Here is a 21865-nt window from a genome sequence, read left to right on the forward strand (position 1 = left end):
GCCCGGGGCCGGGCCCCGCCCCGGGCCCGCTCCCCCGCCGAAACGACGACCGCGTACGGGCGGCGCCCCTCGCGCGGGTGGTGCGTGCGCCCTGCCCGGGCGGGCGGGGGCGCCGGTCGGCGCTTCGGCCGGGGTGTACGCGTTTCGCAGGTGGAAATCTACTCGCGTCACCCACACCCGATCAGCTCTCACAGCACCCCCGGACGCAGTTCTCGGCCCCGGACGAACGCGGGAGTCCGAGTCCGCTACGTTTCCTGCGAACCGGCCGCAAAGTTCCTCCCGTGGCGTGCGGGCCGCCGACGGACATGAGTTTCGGAGGTGTGGGGTGCGGTGACGACGCTGTGGTCGGGGACGGTTCGTGCGGCGAGGGTGACGCCGCTGGCGATTCGGCAGTCACGGCCGAACGCGAGGCCGGGGCCGAGACTGATGCTGTTGCCTGTCTGGACCCGGTCACCGATCAATGCGCCGAAGCGCGGCGTGCCGCATCGGTAGAGACCATCAGGAGTACGCAGGACGATCTCCCGTTCGGGGTTACGCATGTGGGTGCTCCACATGCTGATGGCCGCGACCGTCAGGTTGGCGGACAGATGAGCGTCGGCGCCGACGAGGGTGCGGTTGATGCCGATGCGGTGGCCGAGGATCGTCCGTTCACCGAGGAACGAGCGGGTGACTTCGCAGTTGAAGCCGACCGAGACGTCGGAGCAGAGCACGGAGCCGTCACGGACGGTGGAGAACTCCCACACCCGCACACGGGGGCCGATGATCACGTCATCGCCGATGAGCGCAGTTGGGTGAATCTGTGCGGTGGGGTGGACGCGGTACGGGAGGCGGGTCAGGGCTTGGCGGTGCCAGTCCTCCCAGAGCATGAGGAAGTCGGCCAGCTCCGTCTTCTCCATCTGCTCGTACGGGGTGCCGGCCAGCATTCCGCTGGTGGGAACGGTGAGGTAGTCGCCGAGGTGGATGTTCGGCATCGGTGGCCTTTCGGGAAGCGGTGAACGGCTCAGCCCCGGGATGGCTAGCATCACCGGCACCGAAGCCGAGGAACGGAGAGTTCGTCTGTGAGGCATCCGCGCGTAGGCGTCGCCATTTTGACCATGGGCACACGACCTGCCGAACTGGCCGACCTCCTTGAGTCGGTCGCCGGGCAGAACACCCCTGCCACACGGGTGGTGGTTGTCGGCAACGGCTCGCCGCTGCCGTCCCTGCCGGACGGGGTGACGGGTATCGAGCTGCCGGAGAACCTAGGGGTTTCCGGCGGCCGCAACGTCGCCCTGACCCGGCTGAGGGAGTTCGGTGATGTCGATGTGGTGGTGAACTTGGACGATGACGGTCTCCTGATCAGCCCGGATGTCTTCACTCGGCTTACCCGCCTGTTCGCAGCGGACCAGCGTCTGGGAATCGTCGGTTTCCGTATCGCCGATGAGCGGGGTCGCACCCAGCGCCGGCACGTTCCGCGCCTGCGTGCGGCGGATCCGATGCGGGGCGGGCCGGTCACCACGTTCCTCGGCGGCGGGCACGGGCTTTCCATGCAGATGCTCCAGGAGGTCGGTGACTGGCCCGGGCCGTTCTTCTACGCGCACGAGGAGACCGACCTCTCCTGGCGGGCACTGGACGCGGGCTGGAAGGTGCTCTACGAGCCCCACCTGGTGCTCCGACATCCGTGGACGTCGCCAAGCCGGCACACGGTCTTCCACCGCATGGTCGCCCGCAACCGGGTCTGGCTCGCCAAGAGACATCTTCCAGCCCCCCTTGTCCCCCTCTACCTGGGCGTCTGGACCGGGCTCACGATCGCCCGCACTCGTTCTGCGGCGGATCTGCGGGCCTGGTTCGGTGGTTTCGCCGAGGGCATGCGCACCGCGTGCCCGCCCCGTAGGCCGATGCGGTGGTCCACGGTCTGGCGCATGACCCGCCTGGGGCGACCGCCTGTCATCTGATCAGGCGGTCGAGGCTTCAGACTCGGCCCGTAGCCACTTGGGGATCGCCCCGGGCGTCTTGTCCAGCCAGTTGGTGTAACGGGTCACCCCCTCTTTGAGGGTGATCGTTGGTCGCCAGCCGAGCACCGCTTCCATGCGGTGGGTGGTCGCGTAACCACCGAGCGGGTCACCAGGTGGCATCGGCGTCTCTACGAATCGGGTTTTCGGATACCGCTCGGCAACCAGTTCAGCCACGGTTCGGATGGTTGTGGGGCTGCCGGTACCAATGTTGATCGTTTCGTTGTGGGCTCGCGGGGCGACCAGGGCTCGTACGGTGGCGGCGGCGACGTCGTCGACGTGGATCAAGTCCCGGACCTGGTGACCACCACCGTTGAGAAGCAACGGCAGTCCCAAAGCGGCGCGAGTGGCGAACCAGGCCACCACCCACGAATGGCTGTTCTCCTTGACTACCTGCGGCTCACCGTAGACGGAGAAGTACCGCACGATCGTGTATGAAGAGCCCGGAGCACCCAGAGTGAGTGCGGTCTGCGTCTCGCCCCACGCCTTGGTGTTGGCGTAGACGGACATCGGCCGCAGAGCCGTGTGCTCGTGGAACTGCGGCGGCACCCGGCCATACACCGTTTCCAGCAGCTTCCGCACCGTTCGGTACTCCTCGCACGGACGTGCCCGATCCTCTGGGGTTCCGTTGCCGTAGACGCTGGCCGAGGAGACGAAGACCAACCGGCGGATCCGCTCGCAGGCGGCCACCGCGTCGAGCAGTACCTGAGTGCCGATGACGTTGGTGTGGATCGCGGCGAGGGGTGTGCGGGTGCACGCGGCGACGTCCGCGAGAGCAGCGGCGTGGATCACGTAGTCACACTCGGCCAGCACCTTCCTGAGCAGACCCGGGTTCTGGATGTTGCCGACGATGACGTCCGGGTCGGTGGGGTCGACACCGAACAGGTCGCGGTAGGTGTGACGGGGGTACGCATCCAGCGTGCACAGGGAGATTGGCCGGGCCCCGGCCTGGCGCAAGTAGCCGACGATCCGGCTGCCGATCAACCCGGCTCCACCTGTGACCAGCACGGTCCTGCCGACGAGTTCCTTCATGTGGGTGTCGTACACAGCGCCTCCATGTCGTGATGAGGTGTGCGGTGTCACCGTCCGGCCCGGTGGGCCTGCTCGCGCTTGGCGATGATCTGCTGGAACTGGATCGCGTACAGCTCCACCTGGTCCGGGGTCAGGACCAGCACCGACTCGGTGGTCCGGCCGTCGGTGTGGTGAACCTCGATGCCCAGGGCGGCCTGCTGGGCACGGTGGTCGTACATCGCGTCGCGTTTCAGCGGTGTCGCGCAGGTGACCGATGCCCATGTGACCCGGGCCACCGCGGTCTCCTTCATGTCCCTCACCTCTCGGGGGATTGCCTGCGACCCGCTCCGGTGCGTGCCGCCCGTGCTTACGAGGGCACCGCAGTCCGCCTGCCGAAGACAGGTACAGCTGAATGGCGCGCACACCGTTTGCACGTGGCGTAAACGGCTTGCAACTTCTCGTAAACAGAGGTGCCTTGACGGGACAATGCGCTCAGCAGGAGGTGAGCCGTGGACAGCACTCATCCGATCTGGCAGTCAGTAGCCATGCGTGACGCCCTCGCCCGCCGCGACGCCGGTGCGATCGTTCGGTTGGCCCGCCGCGCGGCTGACATCACACTCGCCGAGCTCGGCAGACAGGTCGGGTATACCGCCGCCTCCCTGTCCCGGATGGAGCGCGGCAAGCAACCGATGCGAGACGTCTTGCTGCTTCGGCAGCTCGCCAATTGTCTGGACATCCCGCCGCATCTACTCGGACTCGCGCCGCGACACCAGCCAATGGCGCCGGACCGGTCCGAGGCCACTAGGGTGGGCTCACAGACCCTGTTCGGTGAAGAGGGGGACGATCCGGTGCGACGCCGCCGACTCCTGGCCGCTGTGGCCGGAGCCACCACCAGCGCGGTTCTGGGACCTTCCGCCGCCGCTCACGCCCCGGCGAAGCCGAGCCTGTCCGGGCTGGAAGACCTCCTACTGCACCGGCAGTACGGCCGGGTTCTCGCCGTGGATCCCACCCCGTCGTCCGTCGCCGCGGCGGTGGACGCCTCCCGGCGGGACTTCGGCGCCTGCCGCTACGACGCTCTCGCCCGTGCCCTCCCGGCCCGGATCGCGCTCGCCCGGGCCCTCGGCGAGGGCGGTCACCCGGAGCGGGCGGCGACCGCGGTCGCCGAGCTGTACACGACCGCGACCCGGCTGTGCATCAAGCTCGGCGAGGACGGCCTCGCCGCCGCCACCGCCGACCGCGCCCTCACCGCCGCCGTCAACGGCGCGGACGCCCTCACGGTCGCCGAGGCCCACCGCATGGTCTCGTCCGTGTGGCGCCGCCAGGGGCACCACGCCCGTGCTACGGAAGTCGCCGTGGCCGCCGCGCAGCAGTTGGCCGACGACCGCACCGCCGACCTGACCGGACGGCTCTCCGTACAGGGGAACCTGTACGCCACCGCCGCCTACACCGCCGCCAAGCAGGGCGACCGGCACACCGCACGCGCCCTCATCGCCGAGGCCGGGGCCACCGCCGGGCGGCTCGGCCACGACGCGCTGCTCCGCGGCAACGTCTTCGGCCCCAGCCAGGTCCTCCTCCACCAGATCTCCGTCAGCCACCTCCTCGGCGACGCGGGTCAAGCCGTCGAGCACGCCCGCCGCGTCGACGTCACCGCCCTACCCACCGCCGAACGGCAGGCCCGGTACTGGATCGACGTCGCCCGCGCCTTCGACCGGTGGGGCAAGCCCGACCGCTGCTACCGGGCGCTCCTGGCCGCCGAACGGGCCGCGCCGCAGGAGGTCCGCCGGGACTCGGTCCGGACCGTGACCGCCGGACTCGTACGGCACGATCGGGCCCTGCCCGGCGTACGGGCCTTCGCCCACCGCACCGGCGCCCTCGCGGACCTGTGAGGCCGCCGGGCCGGCGTCCTCGTCAAGGCGACTCGTACGGCTCGGGCGGCTCGGACGGCGCGGGCGGCTCGGACGGCGCGGGCGCCCGGCTGGCACGCCGGAGGCCACCGCGTACGCGCCCCGTACTGGCCGGGACCGCCCTCGCGGGAAACGAGACCCGCGGGAGCTGGGCCCGGAGCCGGCGGGACGGTCCCGAGGCCGGCGGGGCGGGCCCGGAGGGGGTCCGGCGCACGTACCGGTGGACGCGGGCGGGGCGGACCGGGATACGCCCCGGTGGAGACAGGACACAGAGCACGAGTCTCGGAACCGGCGGGCGGGCCCGAAGGGGGTCCGGCGCGCGTACCGGCGGACGCGGGCGGGGCGGACCCGGGCACGCGCGGCGGGGACAGGACGCGGGAGATCGAGGCCCCGGGGACGCAGGGGATCGAGGCCCCGGCGTGCGTGCCGGGGCCGTCCGGGGGTCAGGCGCCGGCGTCGATCAGGGCCGCGGCCGTGAAGAGTTCCACGCCCACCTTGATCGCGGCCTCGTCCACGTCGAAGTTGCCCCGGTGGAGGTCGAGGTGGGTCGGGTCGCCCGGGCGGCGGACGCCCAGGCGGGCCATGGCGCCGGGGACGTGCTCCAGGTACCAGGAGAAGTCCTCGCCGCCCAGGGACTGCTCGGTGCTCTCCACCGAGTAGGGGCCGCGGCGGCGCTCCATGGACTCGCGCAGGAGCTCCGTGACGACCGGGTCGTTGACGACCGGCGGGACGCCCCGGACGTAGTTGATCTGGGTCTTCGCGCCGTGCAGCGTCGCGACCTCGTCGATCGCCGCGTACACCTGGTCCGGCGCGCCCCGCCACGCCTCCAGGTCGAGGCAGCGGACCGTGCCGCCCAGCTCGGCGTGTTGGGGGATGACGTTCGGGGCGTGGCCGGCCTCGATGCGGCCCCAGGTGAGGACCATGCCGGAGCGGGCGTCGATGCGGCGGGCGAGGAGGGCCGGGACGTCCGTGGCGACCCGTGCGACGGCGGTGACCAGGTCGGTGGTCAGGTGCGGGCGGGCCGTGTGGCCGCCGGGGCCGTCGAGGGTGACCTCCAGGCGGTCGCACGCGGACGTGATGGGGCCGACGCGCAGGCCGATCTTGCCGGCGTCGACGCGCGGGTCGCAGTGGACGGCGATGATCCGGCCGACGCCGTCCAGGACACCGGCCTCGACCGCGTCGACGGCGCCGCCGGGGAGGACCTCCTCGGCGGGCTGGAAGAGGAGGCGCACGGGACGCGGCAGGAGACCCTGGCGGTGCAGGTCCGCGAGGACGAGCCCGGCGCCGAGGACCGTGGTCGTGTGGACGTCGTGGCCGCAGGCGTGTGCGCGGTCCGGGACGGTGGAGCGGTACGCGCACTCCTCCTTGGTGTCCGGGATGGGGAGGGCGTCGATGTCCGCGCGCAGGGCGAGCATGGGGCGGTGGCCGTCCCACGTGCCGACGTCGCAGACGAGTCCCGTGCCGCCGGGGAGGACCCGGGGGCGGAGACCGGCGGCCTCCAACCGGGCCTTGAGGGCGGCGGTGGTGCGAAACTCCTGGTTGCCGAGCTCCGGGTGCATGTGCAGATCCCGGCGGAAGGCGATCAGCTCGGTACGGAGTGACTCCGGCAGCGTACCGAGGAGGGGCGTTTCGTCGGGAACGTCGGCTTCGGGTTCGCGGGACATCAACTTGTTCACCCATCACAGGGTAGGCGTCTTAGCCCTCCAACTTACGCGTGATCCACAAAACTTCAGCCCGTTAGGGGAAAGAAATCCGGCCGGCGGGGCTTGAGGGGGGTCCGAAGTGGGTAAGGTCACGCGATTTGAGGCTTGTGTTGATCTTCCTCCATCCCCGGGTCGAGCTGGGATCCGGCGGCCGTTCACGCTCCGATGAGCGACAGTCCGTGCGCCGACCGTGCCGTCTCGGCCACTGCCGCGAGGAAGCCGCGCGCCCGGGGCGGGACGCCCGCCCGCAGCCACTCGGGGGCCACGTCGCAGACGGTGATCGCGACACCCGTGCCGGCGAGGGTTGCCGGGAGGGTGTGCACGACCGTCGACGGGAAGCTGAGCACCGTACGGCCGAGGGGGCCGCGCCGCGCGATCAGCTCCAGGGGCAGTTCGGGGCGGACGATCTCCAGTCCGGTCGTCGTGGCGATGCGGTGCAGCTTGGTCACGCTCTCGCGGCGGTGCGCGAAGTACCGCGTCACCCCGTGCGCCGCCGCGAGGGCGGCGACGGCCTCCACGTACCGGTCGGGGTCGACCACGCCGGTCTCCACCAGGGAGGTGCCGACCAGGTCCGCGCCCGCGGTCAGCCGGGGCGGCCCGAACCGGGCACGGGTCCAGTCGAAACGGTTCCTGCTCACCACCGTACCCTCCGGCGCCTCCACCGGCAGGGCGGTGAAGATCTCGACCGTACGGCGCCGGCCGGGCGCCAGCCGGCGGCGGGCCAGGGCGGTGACCGGGGCGAGGGCCAGCTCGCGCGGGCTGCGGCTGCCGCGCCGGTGCCAGCGCACCAGGCGCTCGCCGCGGGTCAGCTGGGCGGCGTACTCCATGGTGGCGGTGCCGTCGTCGACGACGGTGACGCGGCGCGGCGGGAACGCGCCGAGCAGCAGTTGCACGTACCGCGAGAAGGGGTCGCCGACCAGGACGCGGTCGGCGCCGCGCAACAGCGGCGCGAGGTCCCGGAGCGTACGGGCGGGGCCGCCGCCCCGGCCCGCGCCGCCGCGGGCGTCGTGCCAGCGGACGGTGACGCCCTCGTCGCGGGCCAACTGGGCCATGCGGCGCAGCTGGCCCCGGGACATGGGGTCGGTCGGCGGGAGGACGACGAGGGTGAGCGGCTCGTGCCCGTCGGGGTGCGCGCGCACCCACTCCAGGACGTTCAGGACCTGGACGGGGCTCTCGGCGAGGGCGGTGTTCATGCCGGGGCCAGGACCCTGCGGAGCTTCTTCATGGGCGCCAGCTCCGACTCGTACACCCGCTTCACTCCGTCGCCGAGGGCGGCCTCGATGGTGCGGATGTCGCGCACGAGGCGGGTGAGGCCCTGCGGTTCGACGGAGGCGGCCTGGTCGGAGCCCCACATCGCGCGGTCGAGGGTGATGTGGCGCTCGACGAAGACCGCGCCGAGGGCGACGGCGGCGAGGGTGGTCTGCAGGCCGGTCTCGTGGCCGCTGTAGCCGATGGGGATGTTGGGGTAGTCGCGGCGCAGCGACTCGATGACGCGGAGGTTCAGCTCCTCGGCCTTCGCCGGGTAGGTGGAGGTGGCGTGGCAGAGCAGGACGTTGTCGGAGCCCAGGACCTCGACGGCGTGCCGGATCTGCTTCGGCGTCGACATGCCGGTGGAGAGGACGACGGTGCGGCCGGTGGCGCGGACGGCGCGCAGCAGCTCGTCGTCGGTGAGGGACGCCGAGGCGATCTTGTGGGCGGGGACGTCGAACTTCTCCAGGAAGGCGACGGCCTCGGTGTCCCACGGGGAGGCGAACCAGGCGATGCCGCGGGACCGGCAGTGCTCGTCGATGGCGCGGTACTCGGCCTCGCCGAACTCGACGCGGTGCCGGTAGTCGATGTACGCCATCCGGCCCCAGGGGGTGTCGCGCTCGATGTCCCACTGGTCGCGGGGGGTGCAGATCTCGGGGGTGCGCTTCTGGAACTTCACGGCGTCGCAGCCCGCGTCGGCGGCGGCGTCGACGAGGGCGAGGGCCGTGTCGAGGTCGCCGTTGTGGTTGATGCCGATCTCGCCGGTGACGTAGACGGGGTGGCCGGGGCCGACGGGGCGGCCGCCGAGGGTGCGTGTGCGCTGGTCGTTCATGGTCGCTTTCCTTGGGGGGAGCGGGACGGGGCGTGGGCGGTGGTGTCCAGTTCGGGTCCGAGGAGCCAGGCGGCGATCTCCCGCACGGCGCCCGCGCCGCCCCGCGCGGTGGTGACGGCGCGGGCGGCGGCGCGTACGGCGGCGTGGGCGTCGGCGACGGCGACCGGCCAGCCGACGAGGCCGAGGCAGGGCAGGTCGTTGACGTCGTTGCCGGCGTAGAGGACGTGCCGGGGGTCGACGCCGCGCTCCTCGCACCAGTGCTTGAGGGCGGCGTCCTTGCGGTCGACGCCGTGCAGGACGGGGACCTGGAGCTTGCGGGCGCGGGCGGCGACGACGGGGTTCTTCTCGGTGGAGAGGATCAGCAGGCGCAGCCCGGAGCGGCGGAGGGCGGCGATGCCGAGGCCGTCGCCGCGGTGGACGGCGACCAGTTCGCGCCCGTCGGAGTCGACGAGGACCCGGTCGTCGGTCTGGGTGCCGTCGAAGTCGAGGACCACCGCGTCCACGTCGGCGCGGGTCGGGAGGTCCGCCGGGTCGAGGAGCGGTGCCAGCGCGCGGGCGCGGGCGAGGTCGTGCGGGTCGTCGACCTCCAGGACGCGCGCGGGGTCGGTCGGGACGAGGGCGGTGCGGCCGAAGAAGCGGTGCCCGTGCGTGCGGAACCCGGCGGCGTCCATGGCGTACGCGGCACCCGTCTCCAGGTACTCGGGGTGCCGGTCCTGGCGGCGGGGGCGGTGCGCCTTGTCGTGGTTGACCCCCCGGGCGTCCGGGGCGGACGGGGTGCCCGGGGCGGGCGGGGGGCCCGGGGCGGGCGGGGGGCCCGGGGTGTCCAGGGCGGACGTTACGGGCGAGATGCCCGGGGTGGGCAGGCTGTCCGGGACGGGCGGGGTGCCCGGGGTGCCCGGGGCGGTGGCGCCGGGGTCCGCCGGGAGCTCGTGCCGCCAGAGGAAGCCGTGGGAGGGGGCGACGGTGAGGGCCGTGTCGGCGCCGTGGTCGAGGATCTCCGCGGCGACGCCGTCGACGTCCCCCGGGGTGAGGAACGGGCTGGTGCACTGGACGAGGAGGACCACGTCGGCGGGGCGGCCGTGCCGGGAAGCGTGGGCGTCCAGGGCGTGCAGGACGGCCGCCTCGCTGGTGGCCGTGTCGCCGGCGAGGCCGGCCGGGCGGTGGACCACCTCGGCGCCGGCGCCCGCCGCGACCGCCGCGATGTCCGGGTCGTCCGTCGAGACCGCCACGTGGGTGACGCGGCGGGCGGCCAGGCAGGCGCGGACGGCGCGGGCGACCAGGGGGACCCCGCCGACCGGGGCGAGGTTCTTGCCGGGCACGCCCTTGGAGCCGCCGCGGGCCGGGATCACCGCCAGGACGGTGCGCGGGGCGCTCACAGCTCCCCCAGCCGGCGGATGAGGGGCGCCACGTGCTGGACGCCGTGCCGGTACGCGCCCCGCGCGGCCCCGCGCGCCGCGTCGCGCAGGAGGCGGCGCGCGCCGCGCGCCACGGGCGCCCCGGGCGCCGGCGTGTCGGTGTCCAGGCGGTGGCGGGCGAGGACGCCGGGGAGGTAGCCGGGGGCGGTGGTGGCCGTGTAGTACGGGGCGATCGGCGGCAGGACGTCCCGCGCCAGCAGGTCGGCCACGCGCCGGCGGGCCGCCGCGAAGGCCGCGTCGGGGTCCCGTACGGCCTCCCCGGGCGGTACCGCGCCGCCGTCGCGCGCCGGGCCGGTGGGAGCCACGCCCTGGTCGGTGAGCCACGCCGGGTCCGGCACCGGGCGGTGACCGGCGTCGATGCGGTCCCAGGAGGTGAGCAGCCCGGAGCCGACGAAGTGGTGGTTGCCGAGCGCCTCGCGCACGCCCAGGTCGGTGAGGACGGCGGTCGGCACGCCCCGGTGCAGGGCCTCCAGGGCGGCCGTCGAGGAGACGGTGACCAGCAGGTCCGTACGGTCCAGGATCTCGCCCATGTTCCCGTACACGAGGCGCAGGTTGGGCGGGAGCGGCAGGGTCCGGGCGAGCTTCTGGTACGGCAGTTCCTCGATGTGCGTGGTGTGCTCGCCCGGCTTGGAGCGGAGCTTCAGCAGCACCTCGCGGCCCGGGTGCAGCCGGGCGTGGCCGGCCAGCCGGCGCAGCAGGTACAGGCGGTCGGCGCGGGACGCCGGTACGGACGGCTGCGCGGCGAACACGACGGTGTGCCGCCCCGGCACGGGCCGGTGGGGCGCCCCGCCGAGGAACGGCAGCGCGGCCTCCACGACCGCCGACGCGTCGGCGCCGACCCCCTCGTACACGGCGCGGAACCGGCGCGCGTCGTACGGGGAGTTGGCCAGGACGACGTCGGCGCCGTGCCGCAGCAGCAGTCCGTCGGTGAGCTTCTCGTAGACGACGCCGACGTAGCCGGTGACGACGACGGGGCGGCGGCGGGGGGTCGCCCGGGCCAGCCCGTGGAGGAGCGCCTGCACGGTGCCGCCGACGAGGGCGAGGACGACCACGTCGTACGCCTCGTCCCGTACGGCCCGCAGGAACTCCGCGCCCGTCACCTCGCGGGGCGTGCCCAGGCCCGCCTCGGCGAGCTGCCGGGCGGTCGGGGTGGCGCGGCCCCGCAGCGCGTACCCGGTGACGTCCGGGTCGGTGGCGCCGGGCGGGGGCGGTGGGGCGATCCGGCGCGCGGTGAGCGCGCCCCATTTCCAGCGGGTGTCGGAATCCGCGAGAACGGCGATCCGAGGTGTGGGCGAAGGCACGCCGAGGACGTTAGGAATCCCTTTCGGTGCGCGGCCCAACTCGATCGCAACAAACGGTGAACAGCGTCCGGCGGCCGTCCGGTTCAACGGTGCGCCGCCCACTGTTCACCGCGCATCCCTTCCCCTGTCGGGAAGAATGCGGGGCCCGCCCCCTAATCTCCGGGGGGTGGTCAAGCTCTCCGTCGTCGTGCCGTTCTTCAATGTGCAGAGATACGCGCCCGACGCCCTCCGAAGCCTGCGCGCGAACGCCCGCGACGATTTCGAGTTCCTGCTGGTCGACGACTGCTCCACGGACGGCACGCCGGAGATCCTCCGACGTGCCGTCCGGGAGGTCCCGGGCGCGGTGCTGCTGCGGCACGAACGCAACAGCGGACTGGCGACGGCCCGGAACACGGGGCTGGACGCGGCGCGCGGCGAGTACGTCGCGTTCCTGGACGGCGACGACTGGCTCGCGCCCGGGCACTTCGCCCAAGTACTGTCGGTTATCGAGGAGTTGGGGTGCGACTTCGTGCGCACCGACCACATCCGCTGCACCGGTTCGGAGCGGTCGGTCCAGCGGGTCCCGGTGGGCCGGCGCGGCGAGGTGCTGCGACCGCGCGACGCGATCCTGCCGGCCGACCGGTCCACGTCGGTCGACTACCCGTACGCCTGGGCGGGGATGTACCACCGGCGGCTCGCGGAGCGCGGGCTGCTGCGCTTCACGGACGGGTTGCGCACCGCGGAGGACCGCCCGTGGATCTGGCGGCTGCACCGCGAGGCGGATTCCTTCGCGGTGGTGGGGGGGACACCGGGAATCTTCTACCGGCGCGGGGTCGCCTCCTCCCTCACCCACATCGGCGACATGCGCCAACTGGATTTCATCAGGGCTTTCGACCAGGTAATCGAAGAAACCGCGAAAGATCCGGAAGCGGACCGACTGATGCCGAAAGCGGTGCGCACGTACTGCGCGATCATCGCCCACCACGTGGGTTCCGCGGAACGGTTCGAACCGGTCGTCGCCCGGAAATTGCGGACGTGGAGCGCGGCGGCGCTGCGCCGGCTGCCGCAGGACGTGCTGGCGGACGCCCTGGACGGGATGGACGCGCGGCGGGCGGCGGTGCTGCGCCGGCTGCGGCGGCGGCCCGCCCTGGTGGGCGCGGGGGTGCCGGCGTGACGGTCCGACTGCTGTACGCGTCCAGCCTGTACGGCGCGGCGACGCTCGCCGCCGCCCTGGACGCCGGGCTCCTCCCGCCGGCCGGGCGGCGGGTGCTGCTGGTCGCGAACAACGCGGCGGTGCCCGAGACGACGACGCCGCTCGACCGGATGCCGGGGTTCGAGCGGCTGCGCGGCCGCTTCGACGCCGTGCTGTCCTGGAACGAGGCGGTCGCGCCGCTGCACCCGGCCGGCTGGACGCCCCGCCCCGACGACGTGCCGCTGTGGGAGCGGTACCTGCGGTCGCTGTGGGGGCTGGGCGGCGAGCGGGTGGAGCTGGTGGTGGAGTCGCTCCAGGTGGCACCCGCGCTGGCGCTGGCACGGCTGTTCCCGGACGCGCCGCTCGACGTGTACGCGGACGGGCTGATGAGCTACGGCCCGACCCGGGTCCGGCTCGACCCGCTGGTCGGGGAGCGGGTGCGGCGGGTGCTGCACCCGGAGCTGGTGCCGGGGCTGCGGCCACTGCTGCTGGCCGAGTTCGGGGCGGAGCCGGTGGTGGTGCCGGAGGACGCGTTCACGAAGGTGCTGGACGAGCTGGCCGGACCGGAGGAGCTGCCGGAGGTGCCGGCCCGGGGCGGTGCGCTGCTGCTGGGGCAGTACCTGGCCGCGCTGGGCATCCTCTCCCCCGCCGAGGAGGAGGCGCTGCACGTGCGGATGGTGCGGGGCGCGGTCGCGCTCGGGCACCGGCGGCTGGTGTTCAAGCCGCACCCGGTGGCCCCGCCGTCCTGGTCGCGGACGCTGGAGCGGGAGGCCCGGGCGCTGGGCGCGGAGCTGACGGTCCTCGAACGGCCGGTGCTGGCGGAGGTGGTGTTCCGCCGGATGCGGCCCGACCTGGTGGCGGGCTGCTTCTCGACGGCGCTGTTCACGGCGGCCCGGTTCCACGGCCTCCCGGTGGCGCGGACCGGCACCGGGACGCTGCTGGAGCGGCTCGCCCCGTACGAGAACAGCAACCGGGTGCCGGTGACCCTCGCCGACGTGCTCCTGCCGGACCTGGACGCGGGCGGCGCGGGCGCGCCCCGGGCGGTGGACGCGGAGGTGACCGCGCTGGTGGAGGCGGTGGGGTACGCGATGCAGCCCCGGGTACGCCCCGACCTGCGCCCGGTGGCCGAGCGGCACCTGTCGGGCGCCGACCCGGCCCAGGTGGACCGGTACTTCCGCCGCCGCCGTCTCACCGCCCTGGGCCTCCCGGGCGGCCTGCCGGCGTCCGGCAACCGCACGGCCCGCCGCCTGGCCGGCCGGGTCCTCCGCCGCACCCGCCGCCTGCGCGGCCTGCGCCGCCTCCACCGCCTGTTGGCGTCCTAGCTGTTCCGTCCACGGAGGTTGGTGACAGCGGTCACTGGGGAGTGATCTTGAACGAGTGAGGGCCTTCCGGGTTCGGTGTGGATTGCGACATCTGCGCCGAACGACGAAAGGCCCTCGGGCCCCACCGCAACGCACCCCTGACCGAGACCGGACGTCGGAGCATCAAGGTCCGTCTCCTGCGCCGCTGGGGCCCGGCCCGCCTGTCCCATCTGGACCGGGCCACCGGCCGGGTCATCCGCCGCTACGAACGCGCCGAACCCGGCGAGCTGGTGCACGTCGACATCAAGAAACCCGGCAACATCCCCGACTGCGGCAGCCGCAAGGCCCTTGGCCGACAAGCGGGCCGCAAGAATCGCTCGAACGCCGGTTACAGCTACCTGCACACCGCCGTCGACAACTACTCCCGCCTGGCTTACAGCGAGATCCCCGGCGATGAGAAGAAGTCCGCCACCGACTCCTGGACCCGCGCCCAGGCGTTCTTCACCCAGGCCGGGATCACGGAACCGCTGGGTGGGCGTGCTGGATGGCGTTGGTGGCCAGCATGGACGGGGCGTCCCGGCCTCGCGGGCTGCTTTGAGGGGCTACTTCGTGGCGACGACGTAGACGCTGCCCCAGCGGCGCTTCGGGTGGGCCGTGGCGGGGTCGAAGGTCCAGGGCTCGACGGTGGTGAAGCCGGCCTCGGTGAAGAGCTGGACGAGCTTCTCGTGGTCGTAGGCCCACAGGTGCGGGGTGTACGTGGGGTCGTCGTCCTGGTCGCGGAAGACGAGGTTCACGAGGTCGAGACGCGTGTTGATGTCACCGCGGCAGTCGCGCTTGGCGTACCAGCGCTCGATCATCTCGTCAGAGGTGTCCAGCGGGCCGGGGTACTGGTTCAGGGTGAAGGCGGCGTCGGGAACGCCGGTGATGATCCGGCCGCCCGGCACGAGGACGCGGTGGGCCTCGCGGACGTAGTGCTTGGCCGAGCGCGGGTAGTCGATGTGCTCCAGGAAGTGCTCGGAGAAGATCTCCTCGGTGCTGTCGCCCTGGAGGGGGATGCCCTCGCGAATGTCCCAGAGCAGGTCGGCCGGCGGGACGAGGTCGATGTTGAAGAAGCCGTCGATGCGGTGGGCCCCGCCGCCGACCTGGACCTTGGCGGGCTTGTCGTCGATGCGACCGTTGGGCCAGGCGCAGCGGCTGGCATGGTGGTAACGGTGGAGTTCGATCTCCCTGGCGGCGGCCCGGAGAGTGCGGGCGAGACCGCGGGTGGTGGCGGGGTCGGCGAGGACCGAGGCGATCTGCTCGCCGAGGAGGTCGACGGAGGGCATGCCGGAGGTACTCATCACGGATCTCCTGCGTGTGAGGTTGCTCGGGGTGGGGTGTGCCGCAGATGGCGGCGGTGGTCAGGCGGCGCTGGGCGCAGGGGCGGTCCACTGGTTGTTGCGCATGAGGGTGTACTTGATGTCCACCAGCCGCGGGGTGATGGTCAGCGCGAGCTCTTCGGCCGGGTGGAGGTGGCCGGTGTCGTCCTGCTCGGCGCGCCAGACGCGGTAGTCGAGGTTGGGGTAGGCCGGGTTGATGCCGATCTCACCCTTGGGCATCGTGCCGTTGAACGGGGCGATGATGTCCATGTGGTTCCAGTAGTTCCAGGCTTGCAGCGCCTTGTGCTGGTCGAAGTAGAAGTAGAAGTCGGGGTAGCGGCCGAAGGTGCGCAGTTCCCGGTGGATGAGGTGGCCGAGGAGCGGTCCGAGCTGGGTGGCCAGGGAGTCGAACTCCCAGCGCGTGTGGTGCCAGGCTTCGGGGGCGTCGCCGGGCGCGAAGAGGCGGGCGGCGACGAGGTAGCTGATCCGCTCGACCAGGTAGGCGCTCGCGTGGGTGGTGTCGATGGTCGGATCGACCCGATGGAGGAGCGCGGCCAGCTGCTTCGGTCGGGGGCGGAACCTCGCCAGGTCGAACTTGCCGGCCATCGCGGGGAAGGAGGCGAACAGCATCTCCTTGTACAGCCAGTTGTTCAGCTCGCCGAGCTCGACCAGGCGCCGGGTGTGGTGCGAGGTCGAGTGGAGCATCAGGTACTCGGCGACCGCTTCGAAGTACAGGTAGCCGAGGATCGGCAGGCGGGGGATCGTCTCGTCGAGCAGCTTGAGGAACGGCTCGGCGTCGACCTGGGTGCCCTGGTAGGCGACGGCGGCAGCGGTGGCGAGGAAAGCGGCCGAGTTCTTGACCCGGCTGACGACGGTCTCGCGTAGCTGGTGCCGTTCGTTCTTGCTCAGCAGGTATTCGAGGTGGCTGTAGATCTGCAGGTGGATGAGGCCGAGGCGCAGGTAGTCCACGCCGGCGAGACCGCGATATGCCTGCGGCGGGGTGTCGATCTCGAAGATCAGCGGGGTGGGGACGCGATCGGTGACGCCGAGCTTGGCCAGGAAGGTCGGTGCTTCCTTGGTCAGGACGTAGGCGCCGAGGTTGTGCATGTGGAAGCCCTGGTCGGTCGCGGTGAGCGGCGCGCAGTAGATGCTTCCGACGAGGCAGCCGCCCGACGGGTAGAGCACGCCCTGCCGACTGATCTCCTCCAGGGCGTGGGTGACGTGCAGCAGGTGCAGCTTGCCGTTTCCGTTCAGGGCCTCGAAGAGGGCGTTCTGCCGCAGCAGGTGGCCGTTCGGGGTGTCCTCGGCGAGACGTCGGTCCCAGCCCGCGGTCTGGGCGGCGAGAGGGTCGGTGTGGCCGGAGGAGCTGGGGATGAGGGTGGAGTCGTAGAAGGCGTGGGCGTCGGCCCACAAGTGGTAGGCGTCGAGAAAGTCCATGGTCAGACCAGGCCCTTCTCGGCGAGCGCGTAGCGGACGGCAGCGGTGCCGCTGGCCCCGGCGAGGTAGGCGCGCTCCGAGACCAGGACCAGGTCGAAGGCGAGGCCGCGCAGCCGGTCGAAGGCGGGCTCGCGGACGTACCGGGCGTCCGGCCACCACTTCAGCTTCGGCAGGCGGTAGCGGTCCAGGGCATCGGCGGCCTTCACCACGTCGGTGATGCGCTCGGCCCGGGCGTGGTCGGACCTGTCATCGGCGGTGAACGCCTCGTACGGGACATCGTGCAGTCGGACGGCGGTAGCCGCTTGAATGATCCGCCGTGGACTTGCGGTGAGGCCGAAGTGGTCCCAGACGGTGTCGGCGTTCGCGGCGAGCCAGATGGCCGCGCGGGCGCCGTGTCCGCGGTCGCCCTTGTCGTTGTGCCGCTGGCAGTCGTGTACGGCGGCGGCGAGGACGGCCGTGGCGGTGTCGACGTCGTCGAGACCATTCGCCTCGGCGAGGACGGCGGCGAGCGCCGCCGTCCTCATGGCGTGCCGGACGCCGTGGAGCGACGTGTACAGGCGGGGGTCGGCCCACCACCGGGTGGGCAGTTCGCCGTGCGCGAGCAGTTCCTTCGACTGCGGGCGCAAGGTCTGCTGTGGTGCCGGCGGGAGGTCGGGCCTGTGGTCGCTGATCCACGCGATGGTGGGGTGGTCCATGTGCTGGTGGAGCGGGAGCTGCCCTCGGGCAGCCAGATCGATCAGTCTTGCGGTCAACGGGGTCGTGCTCACTCGTGCCCACCCCCTTGGTGGTCTCCGCAGTGATGTTCCCTACCGGATCGGCGCGGCCTGCTGCTCGCGTTCCTTGCGCTCCTTCTCGGCCGCCTCGAAGGTGGCGGTGAAGTCGGCCAGCTCCTGCTCCGTCATCAGGGTCACGCCGAGCGCCGTGGCGACGTCCGTGATCTTGGCCTCGGCCTCGGCGCGGGCGGCGTCCGAGGCGCCGTCCTCCAGCAGGACCTCGAACTCGGCGTGGTAACCCCATGCCTCGCTCCACTTGACCGCGATCTCGACGCCGTCGAGGCGGAAGTTGTGACGGAAGTTGAACGCCTCGTGCATCGCCGTCTCGAACCCGAGGGCGTTGAACACCTTCACCGCGGCGGGAACGTCGGAGGGGGCGATGGCGAACTCGGTCTCCGCGAAGGCCGCACCCTGCCCGATCCTGCTCCCCTTGAGAGTGATCTTGGCGGTGCCGGCAGCGGTGTTGCCGGTGACCTTCAGGAGCTGGTCGGGCAGCACGTAGAAGTAGATGTGCTTGTCGTCGGGGCCCAGGTCCTCCCCGTCCGCCTTCAGGCGGGTGACGAACTGGTCGTGGACCTCCTTGGTGAAGCGGGCGCGCATCTCGATCTCGACGGCCACGGGGCTGTTGCCTCCTCGTTCCAGGCATGGCGAAGCCAGCCGGACCCTGCCGCGCGGGGGCTGTCCGGTCGGGCGATCGCTATGGGGTGGGTGGTCGAGCGCGGGGTGATGCGGCCGCTGCGGGGGCCGGCCGCATCACCCCGGTGGATCGGCGGGTGTCAGCCGAGGGCGCCGAAGCGCTCCTCGACGACTCCCGAGTGCAGGTAGGTCGGCAGCTGAACGCCTCCCACCGACGAACGGCCGGTGGCGACCTGCTCCTCCGTCTCACTGGGGAAGCCCTCCAGCAGACGCAGGCACTGCTGCACCCATTCGCGCGACGCGGGCCAGTCGCCCAGGTCACGGTGGCGTACGGCCAGGGCGTACGCGGTCTCGGTGGCGGCCCACCGGTCGGTCGCCAGCTCACGCTGGAAGATCGCCTCCAGCTCGTCGGTGGAGGCCAGGCGGGTCTGGTTGGTCATGGCGCCCTCTCGGTTCAAACGGTCGTGCCCCGGTAGTGATCAACGCTCCAGCACCCCCGCGGTGACACCGTGACCCACCGCTAGTACGTGTAGATCTCGGCCAGCGTCTTGTAGTCCTGCAGTTCGTCCTTGTCGAACCACAGCTCCACCTCCTGCTTGGCCTCCTCCGCGTTGCCGGAGGCGTGCACGAGGTTGGCGACCGCCTTGCCGGAGGCAATGCTGGCCGCAGCGCTGTAGTGCGAGAAGTCGCCCCGCACCGTGCCGGCCGGGGCCTGGTTCGGGTACGTGCTGCCGACGATCTTGCGGACGGTGGCAATGGCGTCGAAGCCCTCCAGCACCAGGGCGATGACCGGCCCTTGCTGCATGAACGTCGCCGTGAGGTTGTAGACCTCCGAACCCAGCCGCTCTTCCAGGTCGAAATAGTGCTTGCGGGTGAACTCCTCGTCCATCCACTTCATCTTCGTGCCGACGATCTTCAGTGCGGCGTCTTCGAATCGAGTGATGATCCTTCCTGCCAGGCCACGCGCCAGCGCATCGGGCTTGAGCAGGACGAGCGTGCGCTCGACAGTGTGTGCCTGAACCTCGGCCATTGATTCCCTTTCGCCTTGCCGGCAACCGAAGATGACGGACGATCAGCCGTCGTCTGCTGAGGTTACCGGCGTCGGCAGGGCGGTTCGGGCATGTGGGCAATGCCCCGAACGGGCGAATGCCCGCCAAGGTGTGGGTGATCAGCCGACCGAGAGGCCCGATTCGGCCAACTTTTCCGTCTCCGCTATCCGCTGGGGGTACGCACCTAGAATCTCCCTGTGGTCGTCTGGCGCTTTCGCGCCTCTCATATGCCTACCAGGGACTGAGCCTCCGGCGGTGAATCCTTGGCCCCTGGTGACTCCGATTCTTCCGGAGCTCTTCTCGCGTGACCATGAAGTGCCAGTGCAGTGGGAGTGCACTTTCGGCGCGCGGATTCCTGCACCGGGGCGGCGACGAGGGGGCAGTCTTGTGGACGTGATCGAGCGCTGGAGCGGCCGGTACGCCTGCCTGCTGCAATCCGCCCTACGGCTCGGCAACGAACAGTTCGCCGCTCAGCTGGGCATCTCAGTGAGGACGGTGGCGGCCTGGCACTCCGATGCGTCCGTCGTCCCTCGCAGGGAAATGCAGCAACTCCTCGACACGGCCTACGAGCGGGCCCCGGCGGCTGCGCGGCAGCGCTTCGCACTCCTGCTGGCGAAGGAACGGGCCCCGGTGGACTCGACGCCGCCCGGCGCGCAGGCGCTGCGGGTGGCCATCGCGGTGGTCGTCCGCGACAGCGATGTCCTCCTGGTGTGCCGGCGGGACGACGACACTGCTGGGATCACGTGGCAGTTCCCGGCCGGTGTCATCAAGCCGGGCGGCAAGGCGGAGACCACCACCGTGCGGGAGACCTTGGACGAGACCGGTGTCCACTGCGCGGTTCGGCAGCACCTCGGGAACCGGCTCCACCCCGTGACCGGTGTGCTCTGCGAGTACTTTCTCTGCGAGTACCTGGCGGGCGAGGCCACCAACAGCGACGCGGCCGAGAACATCGACGTCATGTGGGTCCCCAGAAACGCCGTGCCCCGCTTCATCCCCGTCGATACGATCTTCCCGCCCATCCTGGCCGTCCTGGAGGAGCAGACGTGACGAACCAGAACACGGACGAGCGCCCGGGCATCGCCGCCGCCATCGTCGTGAACGAGGGACGCGTGCTGATGGTGCGCCGCCGGGTCAGCGAGGGACAGCTCTCCTGGCAGTTCCCGGCCGGTGAGGTCGAGCCCGGCGAGGCCCGCGAGGACGCCGCCGTGCGCGAGACCCAGGAGGAGACCGGACTGACCGTGGCGGCCGTGAAGTTGCTCGGCGAGCGCGTCCACCCGAAGACCGGCCGGCTGATGTCGTACACCGCGTGCGAGGTGTTGAACGGTACGGCCCATGTCGCGGACACCGAGGAGCTGGCCGAACTGGCTTGGGTCGCCCATGGCGAGATCCCGCAGTACGTGCCGTACGGCCTCTTCGAGCCGGTGCAGGAGTACCTGGACGCGGTCCTGCCCTCCTGAGAACGGCCCCGAGCCACGGTCGTAGTCCTACCCGCGCATCGAGGTATCCCCCATGACCGGGCTCCGCCGAACTAGTGCCGTGTCCGCGTAGGTTCGCCGGGTTGGCGGTCGCGACGGTGGGGTGTGCGGTGACGTCCGTCCGGCTGTTGGAGGTGTGGTGGCTGATCCTGCCCGCGTGCGCAGACTGACCGAGCGGGAGGGGCGGAAGCTGCAGCGGATCGTGCGCCGGGGCAGCACCAGCGCGGTGCGGTTCCGCAGGGCGATGATGCTGCTTGCCTCGGCGGGCGGGAACAGCGTCCCTGTCATCGCCCGGCTCGTCCAGGCTGACGAGGACACTGTCCGCGACGTCATCCACCGCTTCGACGAGGTCGGGTTGACCTGCCGGGCCCTCGGTGGGCGGGAGGCCGTCCCGCTTGCTGACACCTGATGACGAGGACTTCGTCACCCGGGCGACCACCATCCGCCTCACCGAGCCCGGCAAGCCGTTCACCCGCTGGTCGTTCCGGAAGCTCGCCGACCACCTGCGCCGCAACGTCGCCCGTCCGGTAGGGGTCGGCCGCGAGGCTCTGCGAATGTCGTTGGCCCGCCGCGGAGTCACGTTCCAGCGCACCAAGACGTGGGAGGAGTCCACCGACCCGGACTTCGACGCCAAGCTGGACCGCATCGAGTACGCGCTCACCCAGCGGCCCGAGAGGACCTTCGCCTTCGACGAGCTCGGACCGCTGGGCATCCGCCCGACCGCCGGGGTGTGCTGGGCGAAACGAGGGGGACCTGACCGGCTGACAGCGACCTACCACCGTACCCACGCCACCCGCTGCTTCCACGGCTGCTACTCGGTCGGCGACGACACCCTGTGGGGCGTGGTCCGGCGCGGCAAGGGCATCGCCCCCACCTGGGCCGCCCTCAGGTCGATCCGCGCGGCCCGCCCGGACGGCGCCCCGGTCTACGTGATCCTGGTCAACCTCTCCGCCCACAAGAACCGGCGCATCCGGCACCGGGCCGCGAGGAACAAGATCGAGCTGTGTTCCACCCCGACCAACGCGTCCTGGGCGAACCCCATCGAGGCGCACTTCGGGCCGCCGCGGCAGTTCACCCTCGCCAACTCCCACCACCCCAACCACTCCGTCCAGACCCGCGCCCTGCACGCCTATCCGCGCTGACGTAACCAGAACGCCCGGCACCCCGACGTCCTGGCCGCCCAGCGCCGTGAGCGCGCCCGCGTCCGCAGCGAGAAAGGCATCCGCTTGGGCGGGCGCCCCCGGCTAGCAGCGTGATCGA

General features: G+C 71.8%; 20 protein-coding genes and 3 pseudogenes. 9 read left to right on the forward strand and 14 right to left on the reverse strand.

The window, feature by feature from the left end:
- Window positions 1–245 precede the first annotated feature (245 nt).
- Window positions 246–971 carry a transferase gene (locus RND61_RS14085; RefSeq protein ID WP_315878270.1) on the reverse strand — a complete coding sequence of 242 codons (726 nt, stop codon included), beginning with the start codon at window positions 969–971 and terminating at the stop codon, window positions 246–248.
- Between the two features lie 87 nt (window positions 972–1058).
- On the opposite strand from RND61_RS14085, the gene RND61_RS14090 reads away from it, so the two are divergent.
- Window positions 1059–1934 carry a glycosyltransferase family 2 protein gene (locus RND61_RS14090; RefSeq protein WP_315878271.1) on the forward strand — a complete coding sequence of 292 codons (876 nt, stop codon included), beginning with the start codon at window positions 1059–1061 and terminating at the stop codon, window positions 1932–1934.
- Here the strand turns inward: RND61_RS14090 and RND61_RS14095 are convergent, their stop codons facing one another.
- Both RND61_RS14095 and RND61_RS14100 read right to left on the reverse strand, forming a co-directional pair.
- The gene (locus tag RND61_RS14095; RefSeq protein WP_315878272.1) at window positions 1935–3038 is read right to left on the reverse strand and encodes an NAD-dependent epimerase/dehydratase family protein; all 1104 of its coding nucleotides are present in this window, start codon (window positions 3036–3038) and stop codon (window positions 1935–1937) included.
- A 32-nt stretch (window positions 3039–3070) separates the two neighbouring features.
- On the reverse strand, window positions 3071–3313 hold the full coding sequence (locus RND61_RS14100; protein ID WP_315878273.1) for a hypothetical protein: 243 nt from the start codon (window positions 3311–3313) through the stop codon (window positions 3071–3073).
- A 234-nt stretch (window positions 3314–3547) separates the two neighbouring features.
- On the opposite strand from RND61_RS14100, the pseudogene RND61_RS14105 reads away from it, so the two are divergent.
- Together RND61_RS14105 and RND61_RS14110 are read left to right on the forward strand one after the other, a co-directional pair.
- Window positions 3548–3739: pseudogene (locus tag RND61_RS14105) on the forward strand (helix-turn-helix domain-containing protein); the annotation flags it as partial.
- Window positions 3740–4000: 261 nt separating this feature from the next.
- Window positions 4001–4888: an XRE family transcriptional regulator gene (locus RND61_RS14110; RefSeq protein ID WP_315878366.1), complete on the forward strand. Its 888-nt coding sequence runs from the start codon at window positions 4001–4003 to the stop codon at window positions 4886–4888.
- Window positions 4889–5349: 461 nt separating this feature from the next.
- On the opposite strand, the gene RND61_RS14115 is transcribed toward RND61_RS14110, so the two are convergent.
- The 5 genes from RND61_RS14115 to RND61_RS14135 all read right to left on the reverse strand — a co-directional run bounded on the left by RND61_RS14115 (window position 5350) and on the right by RND61_RS14135 (window position 11405).
- On the reverse strand, window positions 5350–6570 hold the full coding sequence (locus RND61_RS14115; protein WP_315878367.1) for an amidohydrolase: 1221 nt from the start codon (window positions 6568–6570) through the stop codon (window positions 5350–5352).
- A 194-nt stretch (window positions 6571–6764) separates the two neighbouring features.
- Window positions 6765–7802, reverse strand: coding sequence for a hypothetical protein (locus tag RND61_RS14120; RefSeq protein WP_315878274.1), 1038 nt, complete (start codon window positions 7800–7802; stop codon window positions 6765–6767).
- Complete coding sequence (locus RND61_RS14125; RefSeq protein WP_315878275.1) at window positions 7799–8689, reverse strand: N-acetylneuraminate synthase family protein; 891 nt, start codon at window positions 8687–8689, stop codon at window positions 7799–7801. Before RND61_RS14125 ends, RND61_RS14120 begins: the two co-directional genes overlap by 4 nt.
- A complete protein-coding gene (locus RND61_RS14130) occupies window positions 8686–10065 on the reverse strand; it encodes an acylneuraminate cytidylyltransferase (protein ID WP_315878276.1) in 1380 nt (459 codons plus the stop codon). Before RND61_RS14130 ends, RND61_RS14125 begins: the two co-directional genes overlap by 4 nt.
- Window positions 10062–11405, reverse strand: coding sequence for a DUF6716 putative glycosyltransferase (locus RND61_RS14135; RefSeq protein ID WP_315878277.1), 1344 nt, complete (start codon window positions 11403–11405; stop codon window positions 10062–10064). The genes RND61_RS14130 and RND61_RS14135 overlap by 4 nt, the downstream gene beginning before the upstream one ends.
- Window positions 11406–11571: 166 nt before the next feature.
- On the opposite strand from RND61_RS14135, the gene RND61_RS14140 reads away from it, so the two are divergent.
- The 3 genes and pseudogenes from RND61_RS14140 to RND61_RS32830 all read left to right on the forward strand — a co-directional run.
- Complete coding sequence (locus tag RND61_RS14140) at window positions 11572–12558, forward strand: glycosyltransferase family 2 protein (protein WP_315878278.1); 987 nt, start codon at window positions 11572–11574, stop codon at window positions 12556–12558.
- On the forward strand, window positions 12555–13898 hold the full coding sequence (locus tag RND61_RS14145; protein ID WP_315878279.1) for a polysialyltransferase family glycosyltransferase: 1344 nt from the start codon (window positions 12555–12557) through the stop codon (window positions 13896–13898). The genes RND61_RS14140 and RND61_RS14145 overlap by 4 nt, the downstream gene beginning before the upstream one ends.
- A gap of 170 nt (window positions 13899–14068) precedes the next feature.
- Window positions 14069–14398, forward strand: a pseudogene (locus tag RND61_RS32830) (IS481 family transposase); the annotation flags it as partial.
- An 81-nt stretch (window positions 14399–14479) separates the two neighbouring features.
- Here the strand turns inward: RND61_RS32830 and RND61_RS14155 are convergent.
- The 6 genes from RND61_RS14155 to RND61_RS14180 all read right to left on the reverse strand — a co-directional run bounded on the left by RND61_RS14155 (window position 14480) and on the right by RND61_RS14180 (window position 19111).
- Entirely contained in the window at window positions 14480–15217 is a 738-nt protein-coding gene (locus RND61_RS14155; RefSeq protein ID WP_315878280.1) for a class I SAM-dependent methyltransferase, read from the reverse strand.
- A 60-nt stretch (window positions 15218–15277) separates the two neighbouring features.
- Window positions 15278–16672, reverse strand: coding sequence for a hypothetical protein (locus RND61_RS14160; protein ID WP_315878281.1), 1395 nt, complete (start codon window positions 16670–16672; stop codon window positions 15278–15280).
- Window positions 16673–16674: 2 nt separating this feature from the next.
- Entirely contained in the window at window positions 16675–17439 is a 765-nt protein-coding gene (locus tag RND61_RS14165) for a hypothetical protein (RefSeq protein ID WP_315878282.1), read from the reverse strand.
- A 39-nt stretch (window positions 17440–17478) separates the two neighbouring features.
- Complete coding sequence (locus RND61_RS14170) at window positions 17479–18063, reverse strand: hypothetical protein (RefSeq protein WP_315878283.1); 585 nt, start codon at window positions 18061–18063, stop codon at window positions 17479–17481.
- 158 nt (window positions 18064–18221) lie between these two features.
- Window positions 18222–18521, reverse strand: a complete 300-nt coding sequence (locus RND61_RS14175) for a hypothetical protein (protein WP_315878284.1) — start codon at window positions 18519–18521, stop codon at window positions 18222–18224.
- A gap of 80 nt (window positions 18522–18601) precedes the next feature.
- Window positions 18602–19111 carry a nucleoside-diphosphate kinase gene (locus RND61_RS14180; protein ID WP_030344300.1) on the reverse strand — a complete coding sequence of 170 codons (510 nt, stop codon included), beginning with the start codon at window positions 19109–19111 and terminating at the stop codon, window positions 18602–18604.
- Between the two features lie 406 nt (window positions 19112–19517).
- Here RND61_RS14180 and RND61_RS14185 point away from each other — a divergent pair, with 406 nt between their 5' ends.
- From RND61_RS14185 to RND61_RS14195, 3 genes and pseudogenes are all read left to right on the forward strand, one after another.
- Window positions 19518–20177, forward strand: a complete 660-nt coding sequence (locus RND61_RS14185) for an NUDIX hydrolase (protein WP_315878285.1) — start codon at window positions 19518–19520, stop codon at window positions 20175–20177.
- Window positions 20174–20587, forward strand: coding sequence for an NUDIX hydrolase (locus RND61_RS14190; RefSeq protein WP_315878286.1), 414 nt, complete (start codon window positions 20174–20176; stop codon window positions 20585–20587). Before RND61_RS14185 ends, RND61_RS14190 begins: the two co-directional genes overlap by 4 nt.
- Window positions 20588–20744: 157 nt before the next feature.
- Window positions 20745–21861, forward strand: a pseudogene (locus tag RND61_RS14195) (IS630 family transposase).
- The last annotated feature ends 4 nt before the right edge of the window (window positions 21862–21865 follow it).

Source organism: Streptomyces tamarix (genome assembly GCF_032423885.1).
Lineage (GTDB): Bacteria > Actinomycetota > Actinomycetes > Streptomycetales > Streptomycetaceae > Streptomyces > Streptomyces tamarix.

Bases quoted from the DNA above. Each gene is read 5' to 3' on its own strand.
- RND61_RS14085 (WP_315878270.1), bottom strand. From the start codon at position 971: ATGCCGAACATCCACCTCGGCGACTACCTCACCGTTCCCACCAGCGGA.
- RND61_RS14100 (WP_315878273.1), bottom strand. From the start codon at position 3,313: ATGAAGGAGACCGCGGTGGCCCGGGTCACATGGGCATCGGTCACCTGC.
- RND61_RS14115 (WP_315878367.1), bottom strand. From the start codon at position 6,570: ATGTCCCGCGAACCCGAAGCCGACGTTCCCGACGAAACGCCCCTCCTC.
- RND61_RS14120 (WP_315878274.1), bottom strand. From the start codon at position 7,802: ATGAACACCGCCCTCGCCGAGAGCCCCGTCCAGGTCCTGAACGTCCTG.
- RND61_RS14125 (WP_315878275.1), bottom strand. From the start codon at position 8,689: ATGAACGACCAGCGCACACGCACCCTCGGCGGCCGCCCCGTCGGCCCC.
- RND61_RS14155 (WP_315878280.1), bottom strand. From the start codon at position 15,217: ATGAGTACCTCCGGCATGCCCTCCGTCGACCTCCTCGGCGAGCAGATC.
- RND61_RS14160 (WP_315878281.1), bottom strand. From the start codon at position 16,672: ATGGACTTTCTCGACGCCTACCACTTGTGGGCCGACGCCCACGCCTTC.
- RND61_RS14175 (WP_315878284.1), bottom strand. From the start codon at position 18,521: ATGACCAACCAGACCCGCCTGGCCTCCACCGACGAGCTGGAGGCGATC.
- RND61_RS14180 (WP_030344300.1), bottom strand. From the start codon at position 19,111: ATGGCCGAGGTTCAGGCACACACTGTCGAGCGCACGCTCGTCCTGCTC.